Source organism: Microbacterium sp. Bi121 (genome assembly GCF_918698005.1).
GTDB lineage: Bacteria > Actinomycetota > Actinomycetes > Actinomycetales > Microbacteriaceae > Microbacterium.
In genome coordinates, this window is sequence record NZ_CAKKLJ010000005.1 from 307,771 (window position 1) to 332,334 (window position 24,564).

The window sequence follows — 24,564 nt, forward strand, 5'->3', positions numbered from 1 at the left end:
TCGTCCGTGTGACGACCGAGGTCATACGTACCCGTGCGCACAGCGCACGCGGATTGCGCACAGCAATCCAATGTCAGCCTATCAGCGCGAGGCCCGACTTCCCTGGCCTCGTCGAAGGTCCAGCCTCAACGGACCTCGACGTTGCGCATGCTGGACGAGCGTCCGATGTACACGTAGTCGTCGTGCTTGGCGACCCGCCCGTCGCCGGCGACCCGTCCGCGCATGCGGCGCCAGACCCACGGCAGGGCATGCTCACGCCACCAGGTCGCCTTCGTCGTGGCGTCGACCTCGTGCAGCACCGCATCGAGCGCTCCGAGGGTCTCGGCGTGCGGCACCCCGAGCAGATCACCGGCGCAGTACGCGAGGAAGCGATGTCCTCTGCTCCCGAGGTGCACCAGATCCTCGCCCCAGTTCGGACGCGCCGCAAGCGACGGATGCAGATCGGTGTCGAGCAGGATGGCGCCATGGCGCGCCGCAGTCTCGGCGAGCCGGACGGCGAACGCGGCGAACCGGGCGGAGAAGAGACCAGCGGCGCGGCGATCGGGAAGGAACGGCGTGACGAGCAGCACGTCGGCACCATCCTCGCGCAGCACCCGAACCGTCTCGTCGACACGTGCTGCCAGAGCAGGCACGTCCGCGTGGGACTTCACGAGGTCATTCGCCCCGATCAGGATCGACACCAGGTCGGGTCGGAGCTCACGTGCCCTGGCCAGCTGCTCGCCGTGCACGTCGCGCACGCGCCTGGAGCGCACGGCGAGGTTCGCGTAGTGGATGCCGCCGCGGGCGGAGAGCAGCAGAGCAAGACGATCCGCCCACCCGCGCAGCGCTCCGTCTGTTCCCGGATCGCACAGCCCCTCGGTGAGCGAATCGCCGAGAGCGACGTACCGCCGCCACTGACGCGTCTGCGCCGGCGTCGACGGCTCGGGCCGGCGCAGTCGCGGGGCGCGCAGGGAGCGATCGACGCGTTGGAGCTCCTGCGCCTGGTCGAAGTGCTCGAGCAGCTGATCGCACACGACGGTCCAGCTGCGCCCTTCGACTGCGGCGCGTCCAGCGGCACCGAAGGCGCGCCGCTTGCGCGCGTCACCGGCGAGATCGGTCACGCGCATGCGCAGATCCTCGAGGTCCCCCGGGCGGTACAGCCAGCCGTCGATGCCCATCCGAACGAGGTCGAGAGGTCCGCCACGACCGGTGGCGACGATGGGAACGCCGCTGGCGTGCGCCTCCTGCAGCGTCTGTCCGAACGTCTCGCTCTCGCCTGGATGCACGAAGATGTCGAACGACGCCAACGCAGTGGCGAGGCGGTCACCGTCGAGGTGGCCGAGGAACACGGCATCCGGCATGGCCGCCTGCAGGCGGGCGCGTGACGGACCGTCCCCGACGATGACGAGCCGGGTACCCGGCACGCCGTGCAGCACCCGGAGGTCCTCCACCTGCTTCTCGGCTGCGAGGCGGCCGACGTACCCGACGATCGCCTCGTCTCCGAGGCGCTGCCACCGCTCATCCCTGGCTCCGGGGTGGAATCGCTCGGCATCCACTCCTCGGCCCCACCGGCGGACGCGGTCGACGCCGAGAGCAGTGAGCTGCTGCTCCGACTCAGACGACGGAGCCAGTGTGAGCGTGGCACGGCGATGCAGTCGGGTGATGTGGTTCTGCGCGAAGTTCGTGGTGGCGGCGAGCCGGTAGCGCTCGGTGTAGGCGGCGACGTCGGTCTGGTACGCGGCGACGGCGGGGAGGTTCAGTCGGCCGGCGGCCAGAACGCCGCGCCAGCCGAGCGCGAACGGCGACGCCAGATGCACGACATCGGGCCGGAAGCGCGCCAGCGAGGATGCCACGCGCTGAGCGGTCACAGCTCCGACGCGGACATTGCGATACCCGGGCAGAGCCAGGCTGGTGACGGCTTCGATGGTCGCGCCGTGCATCGCGGTCGGGATGCCCGTGGCATCCGGGGCGATGACGTGAGCCTGATGGCCCGTGCGTTCGAGGTGTCGCAGGATCTGCAGCACAGATCCGGTCACCCCGTTCATGTGCGGCAGAAATGATTCGGTCACGATTGCGACTCTCACGATGTCAGGATGCCCCGCGACACGCGCCCGGCTGGGCCACGACAGCCCCTGACGCCGAGAGTTCACCGGTTGCACGACTTTCCTTCACCGGCTGTCCCCGCTTCCGTTTCCGTTCACCTCCGAAGCGCATCGTGAAGGCGTGATCCCCGACCTCCTCCTCGACGCCGTCCACGGCCCGTGGGCGCTGATCGCGATGACACTGCTCGTCCTCGGCGACGCGTTCTTCGTCGTCGTCCCCGGCGAGGTCGCCGTCACGGCTTTGGGGGCGCTGTCGATCGAGTCCGGTGCTCCCCCGCTGTGGGCGGTGGTGCTCTGCGCCACCGCTGCCGCAGCCTGCGGCGACATGCTCTGCTATGCGATCGGCCGGTGGGTCGGCCTCGAACGCTGGCGCTGGATGCGAGCCGCACGCGTGCAGCAGGCTCGCCGGTGGGCGCACGAGCGACTCCAGTCCGGCACTGCGGTGGTGCTCTTCACCGCACGATTCATTCCGTTCGCGCGTCTGGCCGTGAACCTGGTCGCCGGTGCGACACGTATCCCGATCCCCCGCTACTGCGCACTGGTCGTGCTCGCAGCGGCGGGCTGGGCGAGCTATCAGGCCGCTGTCGGAGCCCTGTTCGCCGCGATCCTGCCCGGCGGACCGATGGTCGCCATCTTCGTCTCCGTCGTCGTCGCGATCGTCATCGGCGCGGTGGTCGATCTGCTCATCCGGCGTCGCGATCGCGCACGAGCACGCTTTCGGTCATCGGTCCGGCCCGACTAGGCTGACCGCATGAGCACCGAAGAAGGCGCAGCGTCCCCCTCGGAGGACATGAAGCGCAAGTTCAAGGAAGCGCTCGAGAAGAAGAACGCTCACCACCGCGACGGCGAGTCGCATCTGGACGGCGACTCAGCCGTCCATTCGGTGAATGCTCCGCAGACGCGGCGCGAGTTCCGACGTAAGAGCGGTTGACCACCGAGAAGGCGCCGGCCCATTGGGGCCCGGCGCCTTCATTTCTCGGTCGGTGCGTCTGCGCGGATCACTCCCCTGCCAGCCCGCCGAGCAGATGGCCGAAGGACCGCCCGTCACCCAGGTAGTTGGCCGGATCGAACGGGTCGCTCGAGGTCGCCGCCTCCTTGCGCGAGATGGCCTCAGCGAGCTCCCGCGCACCCTTCTCGACGCGCCGGCTGAGCGGTGCCACGTCGTCGCCCGCGCCGCCCCAATCGCTGGATGCGGCGAAAACGCCGGTCGAGACGGTCTCGGCGTGGAGGTACGCGAACAGCGGACGGATCGCGTAGTCGATCGCCAGCGAGTGCCGCGGCGTGCCGGCGTTCGCGCCGATCAATACTGGTTTGCCGGTGAGAGCGTCGGGGTCCAGCACGTCGATGAACGACTTGAACAGCCCCGAATAGCTCGTCGAGAAGATCGGCGTCACCGCGATCAGGGCATCGGCGGAGTACACCGAATTGATCGCGGATTCCAGTGCGGCGGGCGCGAATCCGGTGAGCAGGTTGTTCGTGATGTCGTGCGCGAGGTCACGCAGCTCGATCACGTCGACGGTCGCCTGGATGTCGAGCTCCGCCAGCTGCTTCACGGTCTCACCGGCCAGTCGATCGGCCAGCATCCTGGTCGATGACGGGTTGGAGAGTCCTGCCGAGATGACGGCGATGCGACGCTCTGTCATGATCATGCCTCCGTCCGGCCGAGGCCGAATGCCGCACCGGCAGGTGCAGCCGAGTCCTGGTAGGGCGATCCGCCGGTGAGGTTGTCACCGCGGTTCGCGCGCGGCCGCGCCTCACGCGCAGGACCGTCCCCGTACGCGGCCTTGACACGTGCGGTGTGGGTCGGCGCATCCGGAACGCTCGCCGGACGATTCTTCGCCAGCTCCTTGCGCAGAGCAGGGACGACCTCGCCACCGAGGATGTCGAGCTGCTCGAGCACGACCTTCAGCGGGAGTCCGGCGTGGTCGATGAGGAACAGCTGGCGCTGGTAGTCGCCGAACGTGTCGCGCATCGCCGCGTAGCGGTCGATGACCTGCTGCGGCGAGCCGACGGTCAGCGGAGTCATCTCGGTGAAGTCCTCCATGCTCGGGCCGTGGCCGTAGACCGGCGCGTTGTCGAAGTACGGACGGAACTCGTTCACCGCGTCCTGCGAGTTGGCGCGCATGAACACCTGACCGCCGATGCCGACGATGGCCTGCTCCGGCGTTCCGTGGCCGTAGTGCGCGAAGCGCTGACGGTAGAGCTCGATGAGACGCTGGTAGTGCTCCTTGGGCCAGAAGATGTTGTTCGCGAAGAAGCCGTCGCCGTAGTAGGCGGCCTGCTCGGCGATCTCGGGCGTGCGGATCGAGCCGTGCCACACGAACGGCGCCACGCCGTCCAGTGGCCGCGGCGTCGAGGTGAAGCCCTGCAACGGCGTACGGAACTTTCCCTCCCAGTCGACGACGTCCTCGTCCCAGAGCTTGCGCAGCAGCGCGTAGTTCTCGATGGCGAGCGGCAGTCCCTGCCGGATGTCCTTGCCGAACCACGGGTAGACGGGACCGGTGTTGCCGCGGCCCAGCATGAGGTCGGTGCGGCCGTCCGATACGTGCTGCAGCATCGCGAAGTCCTCGGCGATCTTCACCGGGTCGTTCGTGGTGATGAGCGTGGTCGACGTCGAGACGATGATGCGCTCTGTCTGCGCGGCGATCGCGGCAAGAGTGGTGGTCGGAGATGAGGACCAGAACGGCGGGTTGTGGTGCTCACCGAGTGCGAAGACGTCGAGCCCCACCTCTTCGGCGTGCTTCGCGATCGTGATCGCGTCCTTGATCTTCTGACGCTCGCTGGGTGTCTCACCCGTGACCGGGTTCTGGGTGACGTCGCTGACGCTGAAGAGTCCGAACTGGATGCCTGAGGTTTCGGCCTGGTCGCTCATCGTGGGTGCTCCGGGTTTCTCGAGGCGGATGCGGGTGGCATCCGTTTCTATGCAATTGAATGTATCTGGTAGAACGCCGCCCAGGCAACTTTATTCCCGGCCGGTAGCCTTCATTCATGAGCAGCACCCCGCTGACCGGTCCGATAACCGGATCCGTCGCCCGCCCGCGCCGCCGAGTGCCGTTCTGGGACAACGCCAGGTACGCCTGCATCGTCCTCGTCGTCCTCGGTCACGCGATTCAGCGCCTGACGTACGACTCCGACATCGCGATGGCTCTGTACCTGTCGTTCTACGCGTTCCACATGCCTGCGTTCGCGATCATCGCCGGGTACTTCTCGAAGTCCGCGCCGCCGACGAAGAAGCAGATGGCCCGCGTCATCACCGACATCCTCGTGCCCTACGTGATCTTCGAGGTGCTGTGGACCCTGACGAAGTGGGCATTCGAGGGGCAGGCCAACCCGAACCTGACGCAGCCGTCGTGGACGCTGTGGTTCCTGCTCGCACTCGGCATCTTCCGACTGATCCTCCCCTACCTCGCCCTGTTGCGATGGCCGCTCGTCTGGGCCCTGCTCATATCCGTCGGCGCCGGCTATCTTCCGAACGTCGACAGCACGTTCTCGCTGTCGCGGACACTCGGGTTCCTGCCGTTCTTCGTCCTGGGCTGGTGGGTGCGCGAGAAGGACCTGGTGAATCGGCTGCGGCTGATCGACTTCCGCCCCTGGTGGCTGCGCGCGATTGCGATCGTCATCTTCGCCGTGGACATCTACGTCGCCTGGAACTGGGTGAACCTCTGGAAGCGCGTCGACCTCGACACCTGGTTCTTCTACAACGACTCGTACGCCGACCTCGGCGCGCACGTGTGGTGGTCCGGCGGCATCCGTCTCCTGCTGATCGTCATCGGCCTCGTCCTCAGCGTCGCCTTCTTCGCGCTGATCCCCCGCAGCGAGCACTGGTGGACGAAGTTCGGGCAGTACACGATGTACGTCTATCTGCTGCACTCGTTCGTGCTGTATCCGTTCCGCGAAACCGGCATCCTGCGCAACGCGGAGCCGACCTGGCTCTGGCTGCCCGCCGTGATCGTGCTCTCCGTGGTGATCGCCCTGGCGCTGGCCACCAAGCCAGTCCGCTGGGTGTTCCGCCCATTCATCGAACCGCGCGCACGATGGTTGTTCTCGGACGCGCGCCTTGCCGAGACGTCGCGCAGGGACGACCCGACGGGTTCGCGTCGACCGCGCAGCTGAGCTGCACTCGAGGCGATGAAGGCTGTCCGTAACACTCGCCCTTCCCTCTCGAAATCCGGCTTACTCTCGGGTCATGGCTGATCTGAACCTCCCCATCCTCGACCTGTCCCAGCTGGACCAGGGCCCTGCGGCCGCCGAGAAGTTCCGTGAGGACCTGGCCGTGGCCGCCCACGACGTCGGGTTCTTCTATCTCGTCGGCACCGGCATCGAGCACGAGCTGTTCCGCCGCCTGCAGCAGACCGCACGGGACTTCTTCGCCCTTTCCGATGACGCCAAGCTCGCCATCGAGAATGTTCACAGCCCGCATTTCCGTGGGTACACCCGCGTCGGCGGAGAGCTCACCCAGGGCAAGATCGACTGGCGCGAGCAGATCGACATCGGACCGGAGCGGACGCCGGTCGAAGGCGGCCCCGCGTTCAACCGCCTGATCGGCCCGAACCTCTGGCCCGAAGCCCAGCCGGAGCTTCGCGAGGTCGCAGAGACCTGGCAGGGGCACCTCACCGCCATCTCACGCAAGCTTCTGAGCAGCTGGGCCGAGGCCCTGGGCGCAGACCCCACTCATTTCGACGCCGCCTTCGAAAACGCCGAGAGCCTGCTCAAGATCGTGCGGTATCCCGGCACGGACGCCGCCGAGCCCCAGCAGGGCGTCGGGATCCACAAGGATGGCGGGGTTCTCACTCTGCTGTGGGTCGAACCGGGCAAGGGCGGCCTGCAGGTCGAGCGCGAGGGTGAATGGGTGGACGCCCCGCCTGTTGACGATGCGTTCATCGTGAACATCGGCGAGATGCTCGAGTACGCGACCGGGGGCTATCTCAAGGCGACCAAGCATCGCGTGATCTCGCCGAAGGCTCCGGAGGACCGGGTCTCGGTGCCGTTCTTCTTCAACCCCGCGCTGGACTCGCAGGTGCCGGTCATCGACCTCCCAGAGGACCTGCGTGCACAATCGCGCGGCGTCTCCGGGGAGGGCGAGAATCCGATCGACGGCGTGTACGGCGAGAACGCCCTGCGCTACCGGCTGCGCGCGCACCCGAACGTCGTGGAGATCCACCACGCGGATCTGCTCAGCCCCACGTCCTGAGTCCCGCCTCGGCCCGAATCCCAGACGAACCGCGTCGGTCCCGGCGTGGAGCCCCCGCGACACGCCGCGAGCGGAGCGCAACGTCTGGGATTCGGTACGCGGTGGCGCGACCGGGATACGACGAAGGCCGCCCCACACCCGGGGCGGCCTTCCAAGAAGTTTTGCGCGATTGAACGCTGGTCGTTATCGGCGCAGTCCGAGCTTCTCGATCAGCGAGCGGTAACGCTCGATGTCGACATCCTGGAGGTAGCCGAGCAGACGACGGCGCTGACCGACGAGCAGGAACAGGCCACGACGCGAGTGGTGGTCGTGCTTGTGCTCCTTGAGGTGCTCGGTGAGGTCCTTGATGCGCTGCGTCAGCATTGCGACCTGCACCTCGGGGGATCCGGTGTCACCGGGGTGCGTCGCGTACTCTTCAATGATCGCCTTCTTGACGTCTGCTTCCAGTGCCATAGATTCGATCCCCTTTCAGTCATTGCGCGGCGCCCGACGCCTGATGCGTGGGCTCTCTTTATCCGCGGCCGATCAAACGGCAACCTGTAGAGTCTACCAGCCCTTCGACAGGCTCAGGGAACGATGGAGACCGGCTAGCCTCGACTGGTGAGCAGCGCCCTGATCGATCTTCGCCCCTTCCGCGCGAGCCCGGCGTTCACTCGCCTGTGGATCGGATCGACCCTCGCCGGCATGGGCGGCCAGCTGACACTCGTCACAATCATGCTGCACGTATTCGAGCTGACGCAGAGCACGTTCGCCGTTTCGATGGTCGCCGTCGCCGGGCTCGTGCCCATGATCCTCGCCGGCCTGTACGGCGGGATGCTGGCGGATGCGTTCGATCGCCGCATCGTCGGTCTCATCGCCGCCGTGATCACCTTCGTCTCCACTCTGATGCTGGCGATCCTCACCTGGACGCACCTCGAGACGATCTGGTGGCTGTATGCGCTGAGCATCATCAACGCGGCAGCCAACTCGGTCGGAATGGCGACGCGGACAGCCATCATCCCCCGCCTGATCCCTCGCGAACTGTTGGCGCCGGCATCCGCCCTGAACGGCATCACGATCGGCATCATGGTCATGGTCGGCCCAGCTCTCGCCGGCGTTCTCGTCGCAACGACGGGCTACGGATGGACCTACACGATCGACGTCGTCCTCATGCTGGCGATGTTCCTGGGGCTCTGGACCCTCCCTCCGCTGCGGCCGGAAGGCACCATAGTCCGCCCCGGACTCGAATCGCTCGTCGACGGCTGGCGCTTCCTCAAGCGGGCGAAGAACATCCGGATGCAGTACATCCTCGACATCGTCGCGATGACCTTCGGGCAACCAGTGGCCCTCTATCCCGCTCTCGGCACCCTGCTGCTCGGCGGTGGCGCCGTCACAACCGGCGCACTGACGGCAGCGGTCGCCGCCGGCACCTTCCTGTCGAGCCTGTTCTCCGGTCGCGTCGTGCGCTATCGGTGGCACGGTCGCGGCATCCAGCGGTCCATCCAGGCCTACGGAGCGTCGATTCTCGCGTTCGGCGTCATCCTGCTGATCGGGGTGTGGATGCCGCCGGCCAGTGAGACCGCGGTCAACCTCGGCCTGATCGTCGCAGCCTGCATCGTTCTCGCGGCATCGGGCGCCGCCGACAACGTCAGCTCGATCTACCGCAACACGATGATGCAGGCCGCCGTGCCCGACAGCATCCGGAGTCGGCTGCAGGGCGTTTTCGTCGTCGTCGTCACAGGCGGACCGCGGCTTGGAGCCCTGTACGCCGGCACGCTCGCGACGTTCACGGCGCTCTGGTTCCCGCCCCTGCTTGGCGGCCTCGCCGTCATCGCGCTCGTCGCTCTGCTGGTGCGCCTCACGCCGCATTTCCGTGAGTACGACGCAGAGAACCCCGCGCCCTGAGCGGACGCGGGGTTCGCGAACCGGCGATCAGTCCTGCTGGAGCGAACCCTGCAGATCGAGGTTGATCGTGATGTCCTTGCCGACGAGCACACCGCCGGTCTCGAGGGCTGCGTTCCAGGTCAGGCCGAAGTCCTCGCGGTTGATGACGGTCGTCGCGGAGGCACCGGCCTTGTAATTGCCCCACGGGTCGGCGCCGAAGCCGCCGAACTCGAACTCGAAGCTCACGGGCTTCGTGATTCCACGGATCGTCAGATCTCCGTCGACGAAGAAGTCGCCGTTCTCGACGCGTGCGCCGGTGGAGACGAACTCCATGGTCGGGAAGTTCTCGGTGTCGAAGAAGTCAGCGGAGCGCAGGTGCGTGTCGCGGCCCTCGTCCTTGGTGTCGACGGAGGTGACGTCGACGGATGCCTCGACCTTGGCATCGAGGGGGTTCTCGGGGGCGACGAGCGTCGCGCTCTTCATTCCGAATGTGCCGCGCACCTTCGAGATCATCATGTGGCGGACGCTGAAGGTGACCTCGCTGTGAGCGGGGTCGAGGGTCCAGGTGCCGGAACGGTAACCGGGGACGTCGATCGTGGTCATGCGGGGTTTCTCCTCGAGATCAGGTCTGTGCCGCTTCGCGGCGTTCACACAGACACAACTCGCATGCGTTTGCATGTATTCCGAAATTCTCGAAATTACAGAAGACCCCCGCCCGGGCGATGGACGAGGGTCTTCTCAGCGGGCGCCGGCTCAGCCGACGGCCACCAGGTCGATGATGAAGATGAGGGTCTTCCCCGAGAGGAAGTGGCCGGCGCCAGCAGGACCGTACGCCAGCTGCGGCGGGATCGTGAGCTCACGGCGTCCGCCGACCTTCATGCCGGGAATCCCCTCCTGCCAGCCCTGGATCAGGCCGCGCAGCGGGAACTGGATGGTCTCGCCACGACCCCACGAGGAGTCGAACTCCTCGCCGGTGTCGAATTCGACACCCGCGTAGTGCACGGTCACGGTGTCGCCGGGCTGCGCCTCGGCTCCGTCGCCTTCGATGATGTCTCGGATGACGAGCTCTGCGGGAGCAGGGCCGGTAGGGGCGTCGAACTCGGGCTTTGTGCGATCAGTCATGCCTCCATACAACCCTGCGCCGTCACTCTCGGTCAACGCGATGACGACAGCCGACAGCGAACACGGACCGGGTGGGAGCTGCTCCACAGCAAGACTCAGCGCCCGGTGCTGCGGCGATGCCTGCGAGACTCCCGGGCGCTGAGTTGATCTGAAACCAGGGTGCACCCACTCGTGGCGTGTGTCAAGGGTGCGCGCGTCAATAAGCCAGCAGGGCCGCCCGCGTCGCCGTGCTCCGGGTCAGCAGAGCGCGCTCATCGTCGGCAGCGAGAGCATCCCGACCGGTGATGGCGCGCTGCCGGACGGCGGCCAGAGCCGTGGCGTCCTTGATGAACTGCTTCATCAAGGCTCGGCGGTCGCCGCTGAGCGTCGACGCCCATTTCATGCCCACCTTGCGTCCCGCAGGGGTCGCGAGCATCGTCACCTCCTCCGGTGTGAACCACCCTGCGGCGGCGTACTCCCCCAGCCTCTCCCGCGTCAGTCGCGCTTCCTCGCGTCGCAGCGCGACGATCGCCAGGATGAATCCGATGAACAGCGGCACCTGCAGCGTGATGTATACCGCGAAGAAGTCGCTGAAGACGGCGGAACCGTTCCAGAATCCGTGCAGCAGCATCGCGCCCACGAGCCCGATCAGCCCGGTGCCGAACACGGCGCTCCTGGAAGCGTGGCGGCGCGCCGCGAGCCCCATCGCGAACCCGGTGAGGCTCGTGAACATGGCGTGAGCGAACGGTGAGAGCAGGCCGCGCATGACGAAGGTCGCCGTCAGCTGAGTCCCGCCGCCCTCGATGAGGCTGATCGCGAAGTACTGGATGTTCTCGGTGAATGCGAACCCGCCGCCGATCAGCGCTCCGTAGACGATGCCGTCGATGGGCCCGTCGAACGCGCGCCTGCCGATGAGGAAGATGATGAAGATTCCGATGCCCTTCGCGATCTCCTCGATGATCGGTGCTTGGATGACCGTACTCAGAACTTCGGCGCGCAGACCGATCGCCAGGGTGATCGCGAGGTCGACGAGCAGCGTGATGCCGATCGCAGCGATCGCACCCCACGCGATGGCGAAGGCGATCATCAGCTTCGGCTCCGGCTCCCAGCGGTCGATGATGTACACACCGAGGAACACGATCGCCAGCGGCACGAGAGCGATGACCAGTCCGATGCCGGACGCCACGGCACCCAGGGCCCACACGAAGTACCCGATCAGCGCGACGAGCACGAAGCCGAGGATGCCGAAGAGCCAGATCGACACGGTGCGGCCCCGCCTGGCCGGCACCGGAAGCGCCGGCAGCGCAGGGCCCGGCGCGGTCACCACGGGCGCGGGCGGTGCGTACGCGGTCGGCTGGGCGAGTGCGGAGGCATAGGCCTGCTGCTGCCCGTAGGCCGGCGGTGAGTACTGCGGTCGCCTGTTGCTCGGTTCGGCGGATCCTCCGAAAGTCATAGCCAAAGCCTAGAGGTCGACGGTACGCCGTCACGGATGCGCGACCGGTAGCGTAGAAGCATGCGTTTCGCCCATCTGCGCGGCTCTGACTCCTCCGACTTCCAGCTCGCCGTCATCGAAGAGTCCACCGCGATCCTCGTCTCCGATCTCGTCTCCCCCGCTCCTGCCACGCTGCAGCAGCTCATCGAGGGTGGCGATGATCTGCTCGGGGCCCTGCGCACGGCGGTCGCCGAGGGCACGGCGCCGCGGCATCCGCTCACCGGTTTCGGGTTCGCGTCGGCCGTGGTGGCCCCGCCCGTGGTCCTGGCGGTCGGGCTGAACTACGCGGCCCACTCCAGCGAGCTGGGCCTGAAGACCGACACCGCGCCGACCGTCTTCACACTGTGGCCGAACTCTCTCACCGGCCACGATGCGACCACCGGCTGGCCGCGCTCCCTCAGCGAGTCCGTCGACTACGAGGCGGAGCTGGGCGTGCTCATCGGCAGCCCGGCGAAGGATGTCTCAGTCGACGACGCGCTCGACAGCGTCTGGGGCTACACGGTCGTCAACGACATCACTGCACGCGACATCCAGTTCGCCGAAGCGCAGTGGTCGCGCTGCAAGTCGTTCGACGGCTTCACCCCGACTGGTCCGTTCGTGGTGACAGCCGACGAGATCCCCGACCCGCAGGATCTGCACATCTGGACGGTCGTCGACGGTCAGACCGTTCAGGATGCCAGCACCGGGCAGATGGTCCGATCGGTGGCGACGCTCATCGCCCACCTGTCGCAGTCGATCACGCTGCAGCCAGGGACCCTCATCTCGACCGGCAGTCCTGGCGGCGCCGGCTACTCGCGGGACCCTCAGATCTTCCTGCGGGACCGCTCGACCGTGACGGTCGGCATCGACGGCATCGGCGAGCTCACCACGCACTGCCGAATCTACGACTAAATCTGGATCATGTCCTCCGGCGGGATCACGCTGATCGCCGCCGTCACGGCCTCCAGGCCGGACAGGCGCGCAGGCGAGAGCTGCTTGGTGACCTCCTCGCGCGTCATGAGCTCGGCCTCGACCACGAGGTCCGCGACGTTGCGGTTGGTCAGCAGTGCCGTCTTCGCGAGAGCAGCAGCCGCGGCGTAGCCGATGAACGGCGTCAGCGCCGTGATGACGCCCACGGATGCACCGACCATGGCGCCCAGGCGATCCTCGTTCGCGGTGATTCCGTCGACGCAGTTGACGCGCAGGGTCCACATCGCCTGCCGCATCCACGTGATCGACTGGAAGATCGAGTGCGCGATGACCGGTTCGAAGGCGTTCAGCTGAAGCTGCCCTGCTTCCACCGCCATCGTCACGGTCGTATCGGCGCCGACGACGGAGAAGGCCACCTGGTTGACGACCTCGGGGATGACCGGATTGACCTTGCCGGGCATGATGCTGGAACCTGCCTGCTTCGCGGGGAGGTTGATCTCGCCGAGACCCGCCTGCGGGCCGGACGACAGCAGACGCAGATCATTGCAGATCTTCGACAGCTTGACCGCATTGCGCTTCAGCGACGACGAGAAGGACATGAACGCACCGGTGTCGCTCGTGGACTCGACGAGGTCGCTCGCGGTCTCGAGATCGAGACCGGAGATCCGGCGCAGATGCTTGAGCACTGCCGGCGCGTAGTCGCCGTGCGTGGTGATGCCGGTGCCGATCGCGGTGGCGCCCATGTTGATCTCGAACATGAGCGAGGCGTTCTCGGTGAGGCGCGAGTGGTCCTCGCCGAGGGTGGTCGCGAATCCGTGGAACTCCTGACCCAGCGTCATCGGCACGGCATCCTGCAGCTGGGTGCGGCCCACCTTGAGCACGTCGTGGAACTCGACGGCCTTGCCGAGGAACGAACGACGAAGCAGGTCGAGCTCGTCGAGGAGCGACTGCAGGTTGAGGGACAGACCGATCTTGATGGCCGTCGGGTACACGTCGTTCGTGGACTGGCTGCGGTTGGTGTGGTCGATCGGCGAGAGGAAGTCGTAGTCGCCCTTCTCGCGCCCTGCCATCTCGAGCGCGATGTTGGTGATGACCTCGTTCGCGTTCATGTTCGTCGACGTTCCGGCGCCGCCCTGGATGACGCCGACGGTGAACTGGTCGTGGAACTCTCCGTCGATGACGCGCTGCGCTGCGTCGTCGATCAGATCGGCGCGTTTCGGATCGAGTACCCCGATCTCCTTGTTCGCACGCGCGCTGGCCTGCTTGACCATCGCGAGACCGCGGATCAGGTCCGGGTACACCGAGATCGGGCGCTTCGAGATCGGGAAGTTCGCGTCGGCGCGAGCGGTGTGGATTCCCCAGTATGCGTCTGCGGGAATCTCCATGCTCCCGAGCGAGTCGGTCTCTGTGCGGGTCGATGCGGGCGCGGCAAATGCCATGTCACTTCCTTGTGGGTGGTGGCGGAACAGTGAAACGGGGGATGCCACCATCCTATTGCCGCCGTCAGTGGTTGAAGACGATCAGCAGGACGCCCGACAGCACAGCAGCGCCGCACAAGACGAAGCAGATGTAGGCGCCGATGAGCGCGAGCGTCTTCTGACCTTCGGAGAGCGGGCTCTTCTGCGCAGCCTTGGCCGCGTGCTTCGCGGCCCGCTTCGCCTCCTTGTCGGAGATGATCGTGATCGCGTCGGTGAACTCCGCCGGCGTGACCACGGGAACGCGACCCGCTCGAACGAGAAGCCGAACGCCTGTCGCGTAGAAGCCGACGATCAGCAGGGCGCCGACCAGCGCAGCGACGAAGACGCTGACGAAGGCCATCCAATCGATCTCGACGCTCATCGCTGTGCCTCCCTGCGCGCGGCCTCTTCCTCAGAGACGTCCCATTCTGCGAGTTCGGCGCGAGCGCGCCGACTGGCGCTGAGAGTCTCCCAGTCCTGCGCGGCCTTCTGCGCCTCGGCGAGCTTGCGGTTGGCGCGATCAGCGGCCTTCCGAGCCGCCTTGACCTCGGCGGCGGAGCCGCCCTTCTTCTTCAGCTTGCGTGCGCGACGACCCGCCTTCTCGGCTTCCTCTGCCTTGCGCTCCGCGCGATCGAGCGCGCGGACGAGTTCCATGCGCGACTGGCGCCGCGTGGGCGGCGGCACGTCGGGATGCTCGACGGCGTGTCCCGAGTCGGCGACGTCGCTCATCGCGTTGGCGTGCGTGACCTCGTTGCGGCGCGAGCGCAGGAACAGCCCGACGATGATGGCGACGGCCAGGACGGCGTCGATGAGGACGCCGACTGTGCCGAGCCACACCACGAGCAGCGCGGCCAGCCCTCCAACGGCGCCGGCAGCCGGCAGCGTGAGCAGCCACCCGAGTGCGATGCGTCCCGCTGTGCGCCAGCGCACCTGCGAGCCGCGACGTCCGAGCCCCGAGCCGATGACCGATCCCGATGCGACCTGCGTGGTCGACAGGGCGAAGCCGAGCGCGCTGGACGCCAGGATCGTGGCCGCCGTCGAACTCTCCGCTGCGAAGCCCTGAGCCGGCTTCACCTCGGTGAGTCCCTTGCCGAGCGTGCGGATGATCCGCCATCCACCGAGGTAGGTGCCGAGCGCGATCGTGACGGCGCACGCGACGATGACCCAGAGCTGCGGCTCGTGGCGCTCGCCGGACTGCCACCCGACCGTGATGAGCGCGAGAGTGATCACGCCCATGGTCTTCTGCGCGTCGTTGGTGCCGTGGGCGAGGGCGACCATCGACGAGGTGAAGATCTGGCCGAGGCGGAAGCCGGATCGTCCGTCGGGCTTTCCGTCGTAGCGCCGGGTTATGCCGTACGCGATCTTGGTCGCTGCGAAGGCGATGAGGCCGGCGGTGAGGGGCGCGATCAGCGCCGGCAGAACGACCTTCGACATCACGACGCCGAAGTTGATCCCTGCCACGCCGACGCCGACCAGCGTCGCACCGATCAGTCCGCCGAACAGGGCGTGCGACGAGCTCGACGGGAGGCCGAGCAGCCAGGTCAGCATGTTCCACGTGATCGCGCCGATGAGTCCGGCAAAGATCAGCGACGGGAGCAACGCGTGCGAGATGTCACCCTCGTTGACGATTCCGCCGGAGACGGTCTTGGCGACTTCCGTGGAGAGGAACGCGCCGACGAGGTTCAATACCGCCGCGAGCAGGACCGCCGTCTTGGGCTTGAGAGCGCCCGTTGCGATGGGAGTGGCCATCGCATTCGCGGTGTCGTGGAATCCGTTGGTGAAGTCGAAGAAGAGTGCCAGTGCGATCACCAGCACGACAATGAGGGCTGCGGTTTCCACCGTTCGCTTTCAGGTCGACGAAGCAGGATTGTGCCGACGTGATCGGCGTGACGAACGAAGAGTTCATCGTGGGTTTCACATCCGTTTACCGGGCCCGCACAATCCTCGCACCGACCTCTCTACCGGTCAACTCGACACGGGATAGCGTTGAACCGTGACCAACGCTCCGCACGCCCCACGCCGTTCACATATCCGCACACACCACGGAGACTCGTTCGACGACCCGTACGAATGGCTGCGTGAGAAGAACTCCCCCGAGGTCGTCGCCCATCTCGAGGCGGAGAACGCCTACACCGACACCGCCACCGCCCACCTCGAGGAGCTCCGCGAGAAGCTGTTCCAGGAGATCAAGGGCCGCGTGCAGGAGACAGATCTCTCCGTGCCGTCGCGACGCGGCGACTGGTGGTACTACAGCCGCAGCGAGGAAGGATCGCAGTACGGCATCCACTGCCGAGCTGCGGCCGAACCCGGAGACTGGACTCCCCCGACCCTGGAGCCGGGCGTGCCCGTCCCCGGCGAGGAGATCCTGCTCGACGGCAACGTCGAAGCCGAGGGCCATGAGTTCTTCTCGCTGGGTTCGTTCGACGTGTCGGACGATGCGACCAGGCTCCTCTGGGCCCCGGATTACGACGGCGACGAGCTGTACACGATCCGGGTTCGGGATCTCGCGACCGGCGAGACGCTCGCCGACGAGATCCCGCGAACGGGCGGAGGGTTCTTCACTCCGGACGGCAGTGCGATCGTCTACACCACCAGAGACGACGCGTGGCGCCCCGACACCCTGTGGCTGCACCGTCTCGGCACCCCAGTCGAGGACGACGTGAAACTGTTCCATGAGGCGGACGAGCGCTTCTGGCTGGGAGCCGGCATCACACGCAGCCGCCGCTACCTCGTGATCGGCGTCGGCTCCAGCATCACCAGCGAGGAGTACCTCGTCGACCTCCAGGGCGACATCACGGCCGAGCCCCGACTCATCTGGCCGCGCATCGAGGGAGTCGAGTACGAGGTCGAGCACGCCGTGGTCGACGGTGAGGACCGGCTGCTGATCCTGCACAACCAGGACGCTCTGGACTTCGAGCTCGTCTCGGTGGCGGCATCCGACCCGCAGGGCGGGCGTCGGGTGGTCATGGCGCACGAGCCGGGCCGACGCATCCTCGGTGTGGACTGCTTCCGCGACTTCGGCGTCGTCGGGTACCGCAGCGAGGGACTCGAGCGGGTCGCCCTGCTCGACTACTCATCCGCCACCACTGAGGAGCTGCGCTTCGATGAGCCGCTCTTCTCGGCAGGCCCTACGGGCAACCCGGAGTGGCACTCGCCGTTCCTGCGCCTGTCGTACACGTCGTTCGTGACGCCGGCGACCGTGTACGACCTCGACCTCGCCACACGCGAACTGGTGCTGCGCAAGCAGCAACCGGTGCTGGGCGGGTACGAACCGGCGGAGTACGGGCAGGAGCGGCGCTGGGCCGAGGCGGCCGACGGCACGAAGGTGCCGATCTCGCTGGTGTGGAAGAAGTCGTTCGGCGACCCGGGCGCTGAGGTCCGCCCTCTGCACCTGTACGGCTACGGCTCGTACGAGCACTCGATCGATCCCGGATTCTCTGTCGCCCGGCTCTCGGAGCTCGACCGAGGCGTGATCTTCGCGGTGGCCCACGTGCGAGGAGGCGGCGAGATGGGCCGCAACTGGTACGAGGAAGGCAAGCTGCAGCACAAGCGCAACACCTTCACCGACTTCGTCGCGTGCGCCGAGCATCTGATCTCCAGCGGCGTGACGTCGCCCGAACGGATGGTCGCAGAGGGCGGCAGCGCCGGAGGCCTGCTGATGGGCGCGGTGGCGAACCTCGCTCCTTCGTCGTTCGCCGGCATCCTGGCATCCGTGCCGTTCGTCGATGCGCTCACGTCGATCCTCGATCCGTCGCTGCCGCTCACGGTCATCGAGTGGGATGAGTGGGGCGATCCGCTGCACGACCCCGAGGTGTACGCGTACATGAAGACGTACACGCCGTACGAGAACGTGCGGACGGATGCCGCCTACCCGCCCATCCTCGCGATGACGTCGATCAACGACACGCGGGTGCTGTACGTCGAGCCTGCGAAGTGGGTGGCTGCGCTCCGGCACGTCGGTGCGCAGGACGTGCTGCTCAAGTGCGAGATGGCCGCCGGACACGGCGGGGTCAGCGGTCGCTACAACGCGTGGCGAGAGCGTTCGTTCGAGCTCGCCTGGATGCTGGACCGCCTCGGCCTTGCCTGAGTCGTCGCGGCTCCGTCGCCGCCCGGCTTCGAGCCCCCGTCTTATCGCCGAGACCCCGTCGTGGGCACCATCGTACGACGGGGTCTCGATGCGAAGACGGGGGCTCGGCGCCGCGAGAGCGCTCTACAAATCAGCCGAAGAGCGCTGCGGCCTCGTCGTAGCGGTAGCGCGGGACGGTGTTGAGCTCGCCGAGGGCCTCCTCGAACGGCACGCGTACGATGTCGGTGCCCTTCATCGCGACCATCTGCCCCCACGCTCCCTCGACGATCGCGTCTGCCGCGTGCAGGCCGAGTCGCGTGGCGAGTACGCGGTCGAAGGCGGAGGGCGATCCACCGCGCTGGATATGCCCGAGGATCGTCGCCCGGGTCTCGACTCCTGTGATCTGCTCGATCAGGGGGGCGAGCTGATCACCGATGCCGCCCAGGCGCGGGCGGTTGAACGCGTCGAGCCCCTTGTCGCTGTACGCCTCGTCCATGCCCTTGAGCTTGAAGCCCTCCGACACGACGACCAGCGGCGCACGTCCGCGGTCATGAGCGCTGGTAACGAGCGCGGCGATCTCGTCGATCGACATCGGCACCTCGGGAATGCAGATGACGTGCGCACCGGCGGCCATGCCTGCGTGGAGTGCGATCCATCCGACGTGGCGGCCCATGACCTCGGCGACCATGCAACGCTGGTGCGAGTCGCCGGTCGTGCGGAGGCGATCCATCGCGTCGGTCGCGATGTTCACCGCCGTGTCGAAGCCGAACGAGTAGTCGGTGGCCCTCAGGTCGTTGTCGATCGTCTTCGGCACACCGAGGACCTTGATGCCGTCCTTGGACAGTCGGTCAGCAGCAGCGAGCGTTCCCTCGCCGCCGATCGCGATGATGCCGTCGATCTTGTGACCGTAGAGAGTCTTGGCGATGTTGTCGGCTCCGCCGCGCTCCCCCTCGTACGGGTTCGTCCGGCTGGTGCCGAGGATGGTGCCGCCGACCTTCGACAGACCCTTCACCTCGTGTCGCGTGAGAGGCATGAAGTCGCCTTCGACGACGCCTCGCCAGCCGTCGCGGATGCCGACGAACTCCAGATCGTACGACGTGGTGCCCTTGAGCACGACGCCGCGGATCACTGCGTTGAGGCCGGGGCAGTCGCCGCCGCTGGTGAGGATGCCGATCTTCATGCTGATGCCTTCGGACGTTTCGGGTGGGGGAATCGGCGACGCTGCCTGCTCTCGACCCTAGTGGGCATCAGTGCCGGATGCCATTCACGAGGCGCGAGAATGCCCGATCTTGCACCCGCTTTCGACGGGATGGGCGCGTTCCACGGTCAACCGTCCGATAGGCACCGGATTCGCCCGCAAGAATGACGATTCTTGCGGGCGAATCCGTGTGGTTCAGATGCTGAGCGCCTCGCGCAGCAGATGCATCAGAGCAGCCAGTTGCACGGGCTCACTCGCCGTCTCATCGACTGCCTCGCCGTCGAGAGCGCGGGCAGCGAGGCCCTGCTTCTGATCGATCAGCTCCGCGATCTTGGTGTCGATCGTGTGCGCGGCGATGATCCGCCACGCCGTGACCGGCTCGTCCTGGCCGATGCGGTGCACACGGTCGATCGCCTGCGTCTGCTCGGCCGCGGTCCAGCTGAGCTCGGAGAGCACGACGTTGGACGCCGCCTGCAGGTTGAGCCCGACACCGGCTGCGGTGAGCGAGCACACCGCGATGCCGACGCTCTCGTCGCCGTTGAAATCGTCGATCGCCTGTTGACGAGCGGGCGTCGTCTGGTCGCCTCGGATCGAGACGTACCGGATGCCGGATGACGCGAAGTGCGCCTCGGCCTGATCCATGACATCGATGTGCTTGGCGAAGAACACGACCTTGCCGACCGAGCGCTGCAGTTGCGCCGCGTAGTCGGCGGCGAGGACGGACTTGGCCTGACCGATCTTGCGCACCATCGTGAAGACGTTGTCTCCACCGGTGCCAGCGGCCCTCGACTCCTCGAGCTCGTTGTGCGCGACGAGACGGACGATGTCCTCGTCGATCTCGCCCTCGGCTAGCCCGCGGTCGCCACGTGCCTCGATGATGCGACGGTACTTGGCTGCCAGGCGCTCGCCCAGCTCGCGCTCCGCCTGACGGATGCCGCGGCCGAACTCGTCGTCCAGCTGCACTGGCAGGTCGGCGATCAGCTTGTCCGGCAGATCGGCGGCGACGTCCTTCTTCTTGCGCCGGACGATGCCCATCGAGATGACGGCGTCTCGCGCCTCACCGTAGAACGCCTTGTCCGCCGGCGTGAGGCCGGTGGCATCCAGCTTGCCCATCAGCTCGGAGCCCGGCTTGTCTCCCGTCGTCCACCCAAGGAACCGCCAGATCGCGTCGAAGTCCTCGACGTCGTTGATCAACGGAGTCCCGGTGAGGGCCATCATGAGCGGGTTGCGCGTGTGCTCCCGGATCCGGGAGGCCAGCGCCAGCACGTTCTGCGAACGCTGCGACGAGAGGTTCTTGATGAAGTGCGCCTCGTCGACGACCATGCCCTTCAAGCCGATCGAACCGAGCCACGACAGATGCCGATCGAGGATCTCGTAGTTGACGATGAACACGTCGGCGAACGCGTCGATGTCGGTGCCGTCGCCCTGGATGACTGTCGCACGGCGCTGCGGTGTCCACCGCTCGACCTCGCGCGCCCAGTTCATCTTGACGACGTTCGGGACGACGACCAGCAACGGGTATGCGTCCGCGAGGGATGCTGCGAGCACGGACTGCGCCGTCTTGCCGAGGCCGGGCTCGTCCGCCAGCAAGAAGCTGCGGTGACCGGCGCGCACCGCTTCGAGGAAGCGGGACTGGTGCACCATCACCTCGAGCCCCTTGGGCGAGATGTGGTCGTACTCGGGCAGCGGCGGCAGTTCCATCGTCGCCGACGAACCTCCGGCCCCCGTCTCGAAAGCCTTGTACAGCGGGCCCATGAGCTCCCACCCGTCCAAGCGACGACGCGGAGTGGTCGCGGGTCGCGGGGTGAGATCGGGGGCGAGGAAGGGATTCGCGAGCTGGCGGGACTCGACCGATGGGGGCGTCACCTGCTTCTCGGCGAGAGCGGCCGGCACGACGGGGGTCTGCACGGGAGCGATGTCCGTGATGATGAGCTCCTCGGGCGCCAGCTCGGCACCCGACTCGAGCAGCCAATCGCGGCGCATGCGCTTCGCGACTGGACTCGTGGCCTGATCGGCCTCGAGCAGCTGGATCAGCGAGGTGTCGCGTGCTGCGGTTTTCGCGAGGATCGTCGCCACGCCGTCGAGCCGCTTGAGCAGCTCGGCGCGCGCGGAGTCGCTGAACGCGTCATCCGTCTTCACCCTGGCGCGCTCCTCGCGCACCAGGAATGCGATCACCTGGAACTTGACCCTGTTCGTCGGGCCGAGTTTGCCGCGCTGTGCCTTCGCCTCGATCTCGCGGACCTTGCGGGCCAGGATCGGGATCAGCGGGGCCTCGTCATCACGACGAGATGTCTTCCTGCGCCGCGTCGCGGCAGTTGCCGAAGTCGGCATGCTCCTCCTGAGCGTGAATACCGGATCGCCGTCGGAGGCGGTCCGTGCCGTACGAGTCGCCCGCGTGTGGCGTGAGCCAGGACCGTGCGGACGTCGTTCTCGCGCTCAGCGATGCGCGAAATCCGCAGCAGCAACGTCGAGAACCACACTCATCCTAGAGCATCTGAGCCCAGAATCGCGCGCGCGGCGTCGACATCCGCTGTCATCTGGACCATCAGAGCGTCAATTCCCTCGAAGGCGACCATGCCGCGGAGGCGCTGCGTGAACTCCACCGTCACGTCGTGACCGTACAGGTCGAGCGCGTCTTCGTCGATCACGTGCGCCTCGACCTGACGCACGAGCACGTCGTCGAAGGTCGGGTTCGTTCCCACCGAGACAGCAGCGGGATACCGGATGCCCGTGTCGTGATCTTCGAGCCAGCCGGCGTAGACGCCGTCGGCCGGGACGAAAGCGTCGACGGTCTCCGACAGGTTCGCCGTGGGGAATCCGAGCTCGCGCCCGCGCTTGAGGCCGTGCACCACTTCTCCACGGACGTCGACGGCGCGACCGAGCGCACGCTCCGCCGTCGCGACATCACCTTCAGCGAGAAGCTCGCGGATCCAGCTCGACGAGACGCGCCGGTCCGAACCCTCCAGGTACACGTCATCGACCACGTCGACGGTGAATCCGTACAGCGGCCCCAGCTCTCGAAGCAGCTCGGGCGTCCCGGCACCCCGATGGCCGAACCGGAAATCCTCTCCGACGAGAACAGTCGACACATGCAGAGCGCCGACCAGGATCTGCTCGACGAACGCCTCGGGCGACTGCGAAGCGAGTTCGCTGTCGAATGTCAGCAAGAGCGTGGCGTCCAAGCCGAGACCTCCGAGGAGCTCGAGCTTGCGATCGGTGGAGACGACGTTGTCAGGGCACAGTTCGGGGCGCAGAAGCGCGAGCGGGTTGCGATCGAACGTCACGGCCACGGAGCGTGCACCGGATGCCGCGGCATCCGCCTTCAAGCGCTCGATGACAGCCCGGTGTCCAGCGTGCACGCCGTCGAACTTGCCGATCGCGACGGCCGAACTCCCGAAGTCCGCCGGTACCTCGCTCGGGCCACGGAAGACGATCACGCGATGACCTCTGCAGGAGCCGTCGTGCGTGCGACGGGGCGATGCGTACGCAGCCACCAGATGCCGAACATCGGCAGGACGAGCGGGATGAACAGGTACCCGCGGCCGAAGACCGACCACACGGAGTCGTGCTGGAAGAGTTCCGGGGCCGTCAGGCTGAGAGCGCCGACGATGAGGACGCCGGCGAGCTCGAAGACGATCGCCACCCACGCGACGCTGTACCAGCCGCGCCGGCCGGCCAGAACGAGACCCAGCGTCGCGATGATGTAGACGACGGCGGCGAGAGCCGAGAGCGAGTACGCGAGCGGCGCCTCGTCGAACCGGCGGATGATCTGCACGAAGCTCCGGCCGGTGGCGGCGAGCGCCATGACCGCGTAGACGATGACGAGAACGCGGCCGATGCCGGTCATCCGCTGTCGGGTTTCGGTGGTGGTCATAGCGTCTTCCATCCTAAGCGCGCGCGATGCCGCCGGATGCCGGGCGCTAGGCGACCTGGACCGTCCAGATAACTTCCATGCGCCACAGCATGATCGCGATGGCGAAGGCGATGACGCCGAGGATGACGGTGCTCCACCTGCTGCGCTCGAGCAGCGCCCAGATCACACCGCCGATGGGCAGCAGCACCGCAGAGACCAGGTACACCCAGAACTCGAGCAGGTCGCCACTGGGCAGATTGCCCGCGAAGGGGGCGATGATCGCCATGACGACCTGCACGATCAGGAGAACCTCGACCAGCGCGAGCGCACCGACCGTGTAGTCGCTCGGGCGTCGGCCCATGAGCCCGGCGATGACGGCGAACAGCCCCGCTGCGACCGCCACGACGATCTGGACGTTCGTGAACCACAGGATCACCGAGTCTCCTCCGGCATGTTCATCGCGCTCTTGAGGTCGCGGCCACGACGTTCGACGACGCCGACCAGGACGCCGTCCTCGTCGATCGCCGCGGCCTGCCGGCCTCGCAGCCGTTCCGCGTGATCGACGAGTCGCTTGCCGTGGCGCAGATCGCGAGCCTCCTGTGCGGACACGTCCAGTCGGTCGAGCACTCTCGCCGCGGCTTCAGCAGCCGTGAGCGTGCTCGCGCCCTCGAGGGATTCGATATCAGCAGCATCCGCGACGTCGAACGGTCCGACCCTGGTGCGCCGCAACGCCGTCAGGTGCCCGCCGACGCCCAGGGCCTCCCCCAGGTCGCGTGCGAGCGCGCGGATGTACGTGCCGGACGAACAGTCCACGACCACATCGAGATCCAGGAGGCCGTCTCCGCGACGTTCGGCGAGGACCTCGAACCGCGAGACGGTGACCGCCCGCGCCTTGAGCTCGACCTCTTCGCCGGCGCGTACACGGTCGTACGCGCGCCTCCCGTCGACCTTGATCGCGGACACGGAGCTCGGCACCTGCGAGATGGGGCCGGTGAGGGCGGCGATCCCGTCCGCCAGCCGGACGGGCGTCACGGCATCCACGTCCTCGGCCGAGGCACGCACGGTGATCTCGCCCTCGGCGTCGTCCGTGGTCGAGGCCTGACCGAGGCGAATGGTGGCGAGGTAGGTCTTGTCCGCGCCGACGATGTACGTCAGAAGCCGCGTCGCTCCTTCGATGCCGAGCACGAGCAGGCCGGTGGCCATCGGGTCGAGCGTGCCGGCGTGGCCGACCTTGCGCGTGCCCAACGCACGGCGCGTCCGCGCGACGACATCGTGGCTGGTGAGCCCACCGGGCTTGTCCACGAGAAGGATGCCGGGTGAGACCATGCCCCCAGCCTACCGAGGCAGAGCGCG

23 protein-coding genes are annotated in these 24,564 nt (G+C 67.1%); 7 read left to right on the top strand and 16 right to left on the bottom strand.

The window, feature by feature from the left end; translation table 11 throughout:
• Nucleotides 1–125: 125 nt before the first annotated feature.
• Entirely contained in the window at nt 126–2,048 is a 1,923-nt protein-coding gene (locus tag LQZ87_RS10505) for a GDSL-type esterase/lipase family protein (protein ID WP_230103412.1), read from the bottom strand.
• A gap of 154 nt (nt 2,049–2,202) precedes the next feature.
• On the opposite strand from LQZ87_RS10505, the gene LQZ87_RS10510 reads away from it, so the two are divergent.
• The gene (locus LQZ87_RS10510; protein WP_230103413.1) at nt 2,203–2,823 is read left to right on the top strand and encodes a VTT domain-containing protein; all 621 of its coding nucleotides are present in this window, start codon (nt 2,203–2,205) and stop codon (nt 2,821–2,823) included.
• A 9-nt stretch (nt 2,824–2,832) separates the two neighbouring features.
• Nucleotides 2,833–3,012 carry a DUF5302 domain-containing protein gene (locus tag LQZ87_RS10515; RefSeq protein WP_230103414.1) on the top strand — a complete coding sequence of 60 codons (180 nt, stop codon included), beginning with the start codon at nt 2,833–2,835 and terminating at the stop codon, nt 3,010–3,012.
• 67 nt (nt 3,013–3,079) lie between these two features.
• Here LQZ87_RS10515 and LQZ87_RS10520 read toward each other — a convergent pair whose 3' ends face one another.
• A complete protein-coding gene (locus LQZ87_RS10520; RefSeq protein ID WP_230103415.1) occupies nt 3,080–3,724 on the bottom strand; it encodes an FMN reductase in 645 nt (214 codons plus the stop codon).
• Nucleotides 3,725–3,726: 2 nt separating this feature from the next.
• Nucleotides 3,727–4,953, bottom strand: a complete 1,227-nt coding sequence (locus LQZ87_RS10525) for an LLM class flavin-dependent oxidoreductase (protein WP_230103416.1) — start codon at nt 4,951–4,953, stop codon at nt 3,727–3,729.
• Nucleotides 4,954–5,069: 116 nt separating this feature from the next.
• Here LQZ87_RS10525 and LQZ87_RS10530 point away from each other — a divergent pair, with 116 nt between their 5' ends.
• Together LQZ87_RS10530 and LQZ87_RS10535 are read left to right on the top strand one after the other, a co-directional pair.
• Complete coding sequence (locus tag LQZ87_RS10530; RefSeq protein ID WP_230103417.1) at nt 5,070–6,194, top strand: acyltransferase family protein; 1,125 nt, start codon at nt 5,070–5,072, stop codon at nt 6,192–6,194.
• Nucleotides 6,195–6,267: 73 nt separating this feature from the next.
• On the top strand, nt 6,268–7,272 hold the full coding sequence (locus LQZ87_RS10535) for a 2-oxoglutarate and iron-dependent oxygenase domain-containing protein (RefSeq protein ID WP_230103418.1): 1,005 nt from the start codon (nt 6,268–6,270) through the stop codon (nt 7,270–7,272).
• Between the two features lie 183 nt (nt 7,273–7,455).
• Here the strand turns inward: LQZ87_RS10535 and rpsO are convergent, their stop codons facing one another.
• Entirely contained in the window at nt 7,456–7,725 is a 270-nt protein-coding gene (gene rpsO / locus LQZ87_RS10540; protein WP_230103419.1) for a 30S ribosomal protein S15, read from the bottom strand.
• Between the two features lie 144 nt (nt 7,726–7,869).
• Between rpsO and LQZ87_RS10545 the strand changes: the two genes are divergently transcribed.
• A complete protein-coding gene (locus LQZ87_RS10545) occupies nt 7,870–9,156 on the top strand; it encodes an MFS transporter (RefSeq protein ID WP_230103453.1) in 1,287 nt (428 codons plus the stop codon).
• A gap of 27 nt (nt 9,157–9,183) precedes the next feature.
• Here LQZ87_RS10545 and LQZ87_RS10550 read toward each other — a convergent pair whose 3' ends face one another.
• From LQZ87_RS10550 to LQZ87_RS10560, 3 genes are all read right to left on the bottom strand, one after another.
• A complete protein-coding gene (locus LQZ87_RS10550) occupies nt 9,184–9,738 on the bottom strand; it encodes a YceI family protein (RefSeq protein ID WP_230103420.1) in 555 nt (184 codons plus the stop codon).
• A gap of 150 nt (nt 9,739–9,888) precedes the next feature.
• On the bottom strand, nt 9,889–10,257 hold the full coding sequence (locus tag LQZ87_RS10555; protein WP_230103421.1) for an FKBP-type peptidyl-prolyl cis-trans isomerase: 369 nt from the start codon (nt 10,255–10,257) through the stop codon (nt 9,889–9,891).
• A 196-nt stretch (nt 10,258–10,453) separates the two neighbouring features.
• Nucleotides 10,454–11,689, bottom strand: a complete 1,236-nt coding sequence (locus tag LQZ87_RS10560) for a PrsW family intramembrane metalloprotease (RefSeq protein ID WP_230103422.1) — start codon at nt 11,687–11,689, stop codon at nt 10,454–10,456.
• A 60-nt stretch (nt 11,690–11,749) separates the two neighbouring features.
• On the opposite strand from LQZ87_RS10560, the gene LQZ87_RS10565 reads away from it, so the two are divergent.
• Nucleotides 11,750–12,619, top strand: coding sequence for a fumarylacetoacetate hydrolase family protein (locus LQZ87_RS10565; protein ID WP_230103423.1), 870 nt, complete (start codon nt 11,750–11,752; stop codon nt 12,617–12,619).
• On the opposite strand, the gene LQZ87_RS10570 is transcribed toward LQZ87_RS10565, so the two are convergent.
• The 3 genes from LQZ87_RS10570 to LQZ87_RS10580 form a co-directional block, all read right to left on the bottom strand.
• Nucleotides 12,616–14,076 (bottom strand): aspartate ammonia-lyase, encoded by a 1,461-nt coding sequence (locus LQZ87_RS10570; RefSeq protein WP_230103424.1) that lies wholly within the window; start codon nt 14,074–14,076, stop codon nt 12,616–12,618. The genes LQZ87_RS10565 and LQZ87_RS10570 overlap by 4 nt on opposite strands.
• 64 nt (nt 14,077–14,140) lie before the next feature.
• A complete protein-coding gene (locus tag LQZ87_RS10575) occupies nt 14,141–14,476 on the bottom strand; it encodes a peptidase (RefSeq protein ID WP_230103425.1) in 336 nt (111 codons plus the stop codon).
• The gene (locus LQZ87_RS10580; RefSeq protein ID WP_230103426.1) at nt 14,473–15,933 is read right to left on the bottom strand and encodes an inorganic phosphate transporter; all 1,461 of its coding nucleotides are present in this window, start codon (nt 15,931–15,933) and stop codon (nt 14,473–14,475) included. Before LQZ87_RS10580 ends, LQZ87_RS10575 begins: the two co-directional genes overlap by 4 nt.
• A 154-nt stretch (nt 15,934–16,087) precedes the next feature.
• Here LQZ87_RS10580 and LQZ87_RS10585 point away from each other — a divergent pair, with 154 nt between their 5' ends.
• The gene (locus LQZ87_RS10585; RefSeq protein WP_230103427.1) at nt 16,088–18,181 is read left to right on the top strand and encodes a S9 family peptidase; all 2,094 of its coding nucleotides are present in this window, start codon (nt 16,088–16,090) and stop codon (nt 18,179–18,181) included.
• 130 nt (nt 18,182–18,311) lie between these two features.
• Here the strand turns inward: LQZ87_RS10585 and LQZ87_RS10590 are convergent, their stop codons facing one another.
• The 6 genes from LQZ87_RS10590 to truB form a co-directional block, all read right to left on the bottom strand.
• Nucleotides 18,312–19,340 carry a 6-phosphofructokinase gene (locus tag LQZ87_RS10590; RefSeq protein ID WP_230103428.1) on the bottom strand — a complete coding sequence of 343 codons (1,029 nt, stop codon included), beginning with the start codon at nt 19,338–19,340 and terminating at the stop codon, nt 18,312–18,314.
• Between the two features lie 213 nt (nt 19,341–19,553).
• Nucleotides 19,554–21,689 carry a DEAD/DEAH box helicase gene (locus LQZ87_RS10595; RefSeq protein WP_230103429.1) on the bottom strand — a complete coding sequence of 712 codons (2,136 nt, stop codon included), beginning with the start codon at nt 21,687–21,689 and terminating at the stop codon, nt 19,554–19,556.
• Between the two features lie 149 nt (nt 21,690–21,838).
• A complete protein-coding gene (locus LQZ87_RS10600) occupies nt 21,839–22,795 on the bottom strand; it encodes a bifunctional riboflavin kinase/FAD synthetase (RefSeq protein WP_230103430.1) in 957 nt (318 codons plus the stop codon).
• On the bottom strand, nt 22,792–23,232 hold the full coding sequence (locus LQZ87_RS10605; protein ID WP_230103431.1) for a hypothetical protein: 441 nt from the start codon (nt 23,230–23,232) through the stop codon (nt 22,792–22,794). The genes LQZ87_RS10600 and LQZ87_RS10605 overlap by 4 nt, the downstream gene beginning before the upstream one ends.
• Nucleotides 23,233–23,278: 46 nt before the next feature.
• A complete protein-coding gene (locus LQZ87_RS10610; protein WP_230103432.1) occupies nt 23,279–23,647 on the bottom strand; it encodes a hypothetical protein in 369 nt (122 codons plus the stop codon).
• Nucleotides 23,644–24,537, bottom strand: coding sequence for a tRNA pseudouridine(55) synthase TruB (truB, locus tag LQZ87_RS10615; protein WP_230103433.1), 894 nt, complete (start codon nt 24,535–24,537; stop codon nt 23,644–23,646). The genes LQZ87_RS10610 and truB overlap by 4 nt, the downstream gene beginning before the upstream one ends.
• Nucleotides 24,538–24,564 lie beyond the last annotated feature (27 nt).

What these genes read in the sequence shown, in the direction of transcription:
- LQZ87_RS10515 (WP_230103414.1), top strand. Translation starts at nt 2,833, where the DNA reads ATGAGCACCGAAGAAGGCGCAGCGTCCCCCTCGGAGGACATGAAGCGC.
- LQZ87_RS10520 (WP_230103415.1), bottom strand. Translation starts at nt 3,724, where the DNA reads ATGACAGAGCGTCGCATCGCCGTCATCTCGGCAGGACTCTCCAACCCG.
- LQZ87_RS10525 (WP_230103416.1), bottom strand. Translation starts at nt 4,953, where the DNA reads ATGAGCGACCAGGCCGAAACCTCAGGCATCCAGTTCGGACTCTTCAGC.
- LQZ87_RS10530 (WP_230103417.1), top strand. Translation starts at nt 5,070, where the DNA reads ATGAGCAGCACCCCGCTGACCGGTCCGATAACCGGATCCGTCGCCCGC.
- LQZ87_RS10535 (WP_230103418.1), top strand. Translation starts at nt 6,268, where the DNA reads ATGGCTGATCTGAACCTCCCCATCCTCGACCTGTCCCAGCTGGACCAG.
- rpsO (WP_230103419.1), bottom strand. Translation starts at nt 7,725, where the DNA reads ATGGCACTGGAAGCAGACGTCAAGAAGGCGATCATTGAAGAGTACGCG.
- LQZ87_RS10550 (WP_230103420.1), bottom strand. Translation starts at nt 9,738, where the DNA reads ATGACCACGATCGACGTCCCCGGTTACCGTTCCGGCACCTGGACCCTC.
- LQZ87_RS10555 (WP_230103421.1), bottom strand. Translation starts at nt 10,257, where the DNA reads ATGACTGATCGCACAAAGCCCGAGTTCGACGCCCCTACCGGCCCTGCT.
- LQZ87_RS10560 (WP_230103422.1), bottom strand. Translation starts at nt 11,689, where the DNA reads ATGACTTTCGGAGGATCCGCCGAACCGAGCAACAGGCGACCGCAGTAC.
- LQZ87_RS10565 (WP_230103423.1), top strand. Translation starts at nt 11,750, where the DNA reads ATGCGTTTCGCCCATCTGCGCGGCTCTGACTCCTCCGACTTCCAGCTC.
- LQZ87_RS10570 (WP_230103424.1), bottom strand. Translation starts at nt 14,076, where the DNA reads ATGGCATTTGCCGCGCCCGCATCGACCCGCACAGAGACCGACTCGCTC.
- LQZ87_RS10575 (WP_230103425.1), bottom strand. Translation starts at nt 14,476, where the DNA reads ATGAGCGTCGAGATCGATTGGATGGCCTTCGTCAGCGTCTTCGTCGCT.
- LQZ87_RS10590 (WP_230103428.1), bottom strand. Translation starts at nt 19,340, where the DNA reads ATGAAGATCGGCATCCTCACCAGCGGCGGCGACTGCCCCGGCCTCAAC.
- LQZ87_RS10595 (WP_230103429.1), bottom strand. Translation starts at nt 21,689, where the DNA reads ATGCCGACTTCGGCAACTGCCGCGACGCGGCGCAGGAAGACATCTCGT.
- LQZ87_RS10605 (WP_230103431.1), bottom strand. Translation starts at nt 23,232, where the DNA reads ATGACCACCACCGAAACCCGACAGCGGATGACCGGCATCGGCCGCGTT.
- truB (WP_230103433.1), bottom strand. Translation starts at nt 24,537, where the DNA reads ATGGTCTCACCCGGCATCCTTCTCGTGGACAAGCCCGGTGGGCTCACC.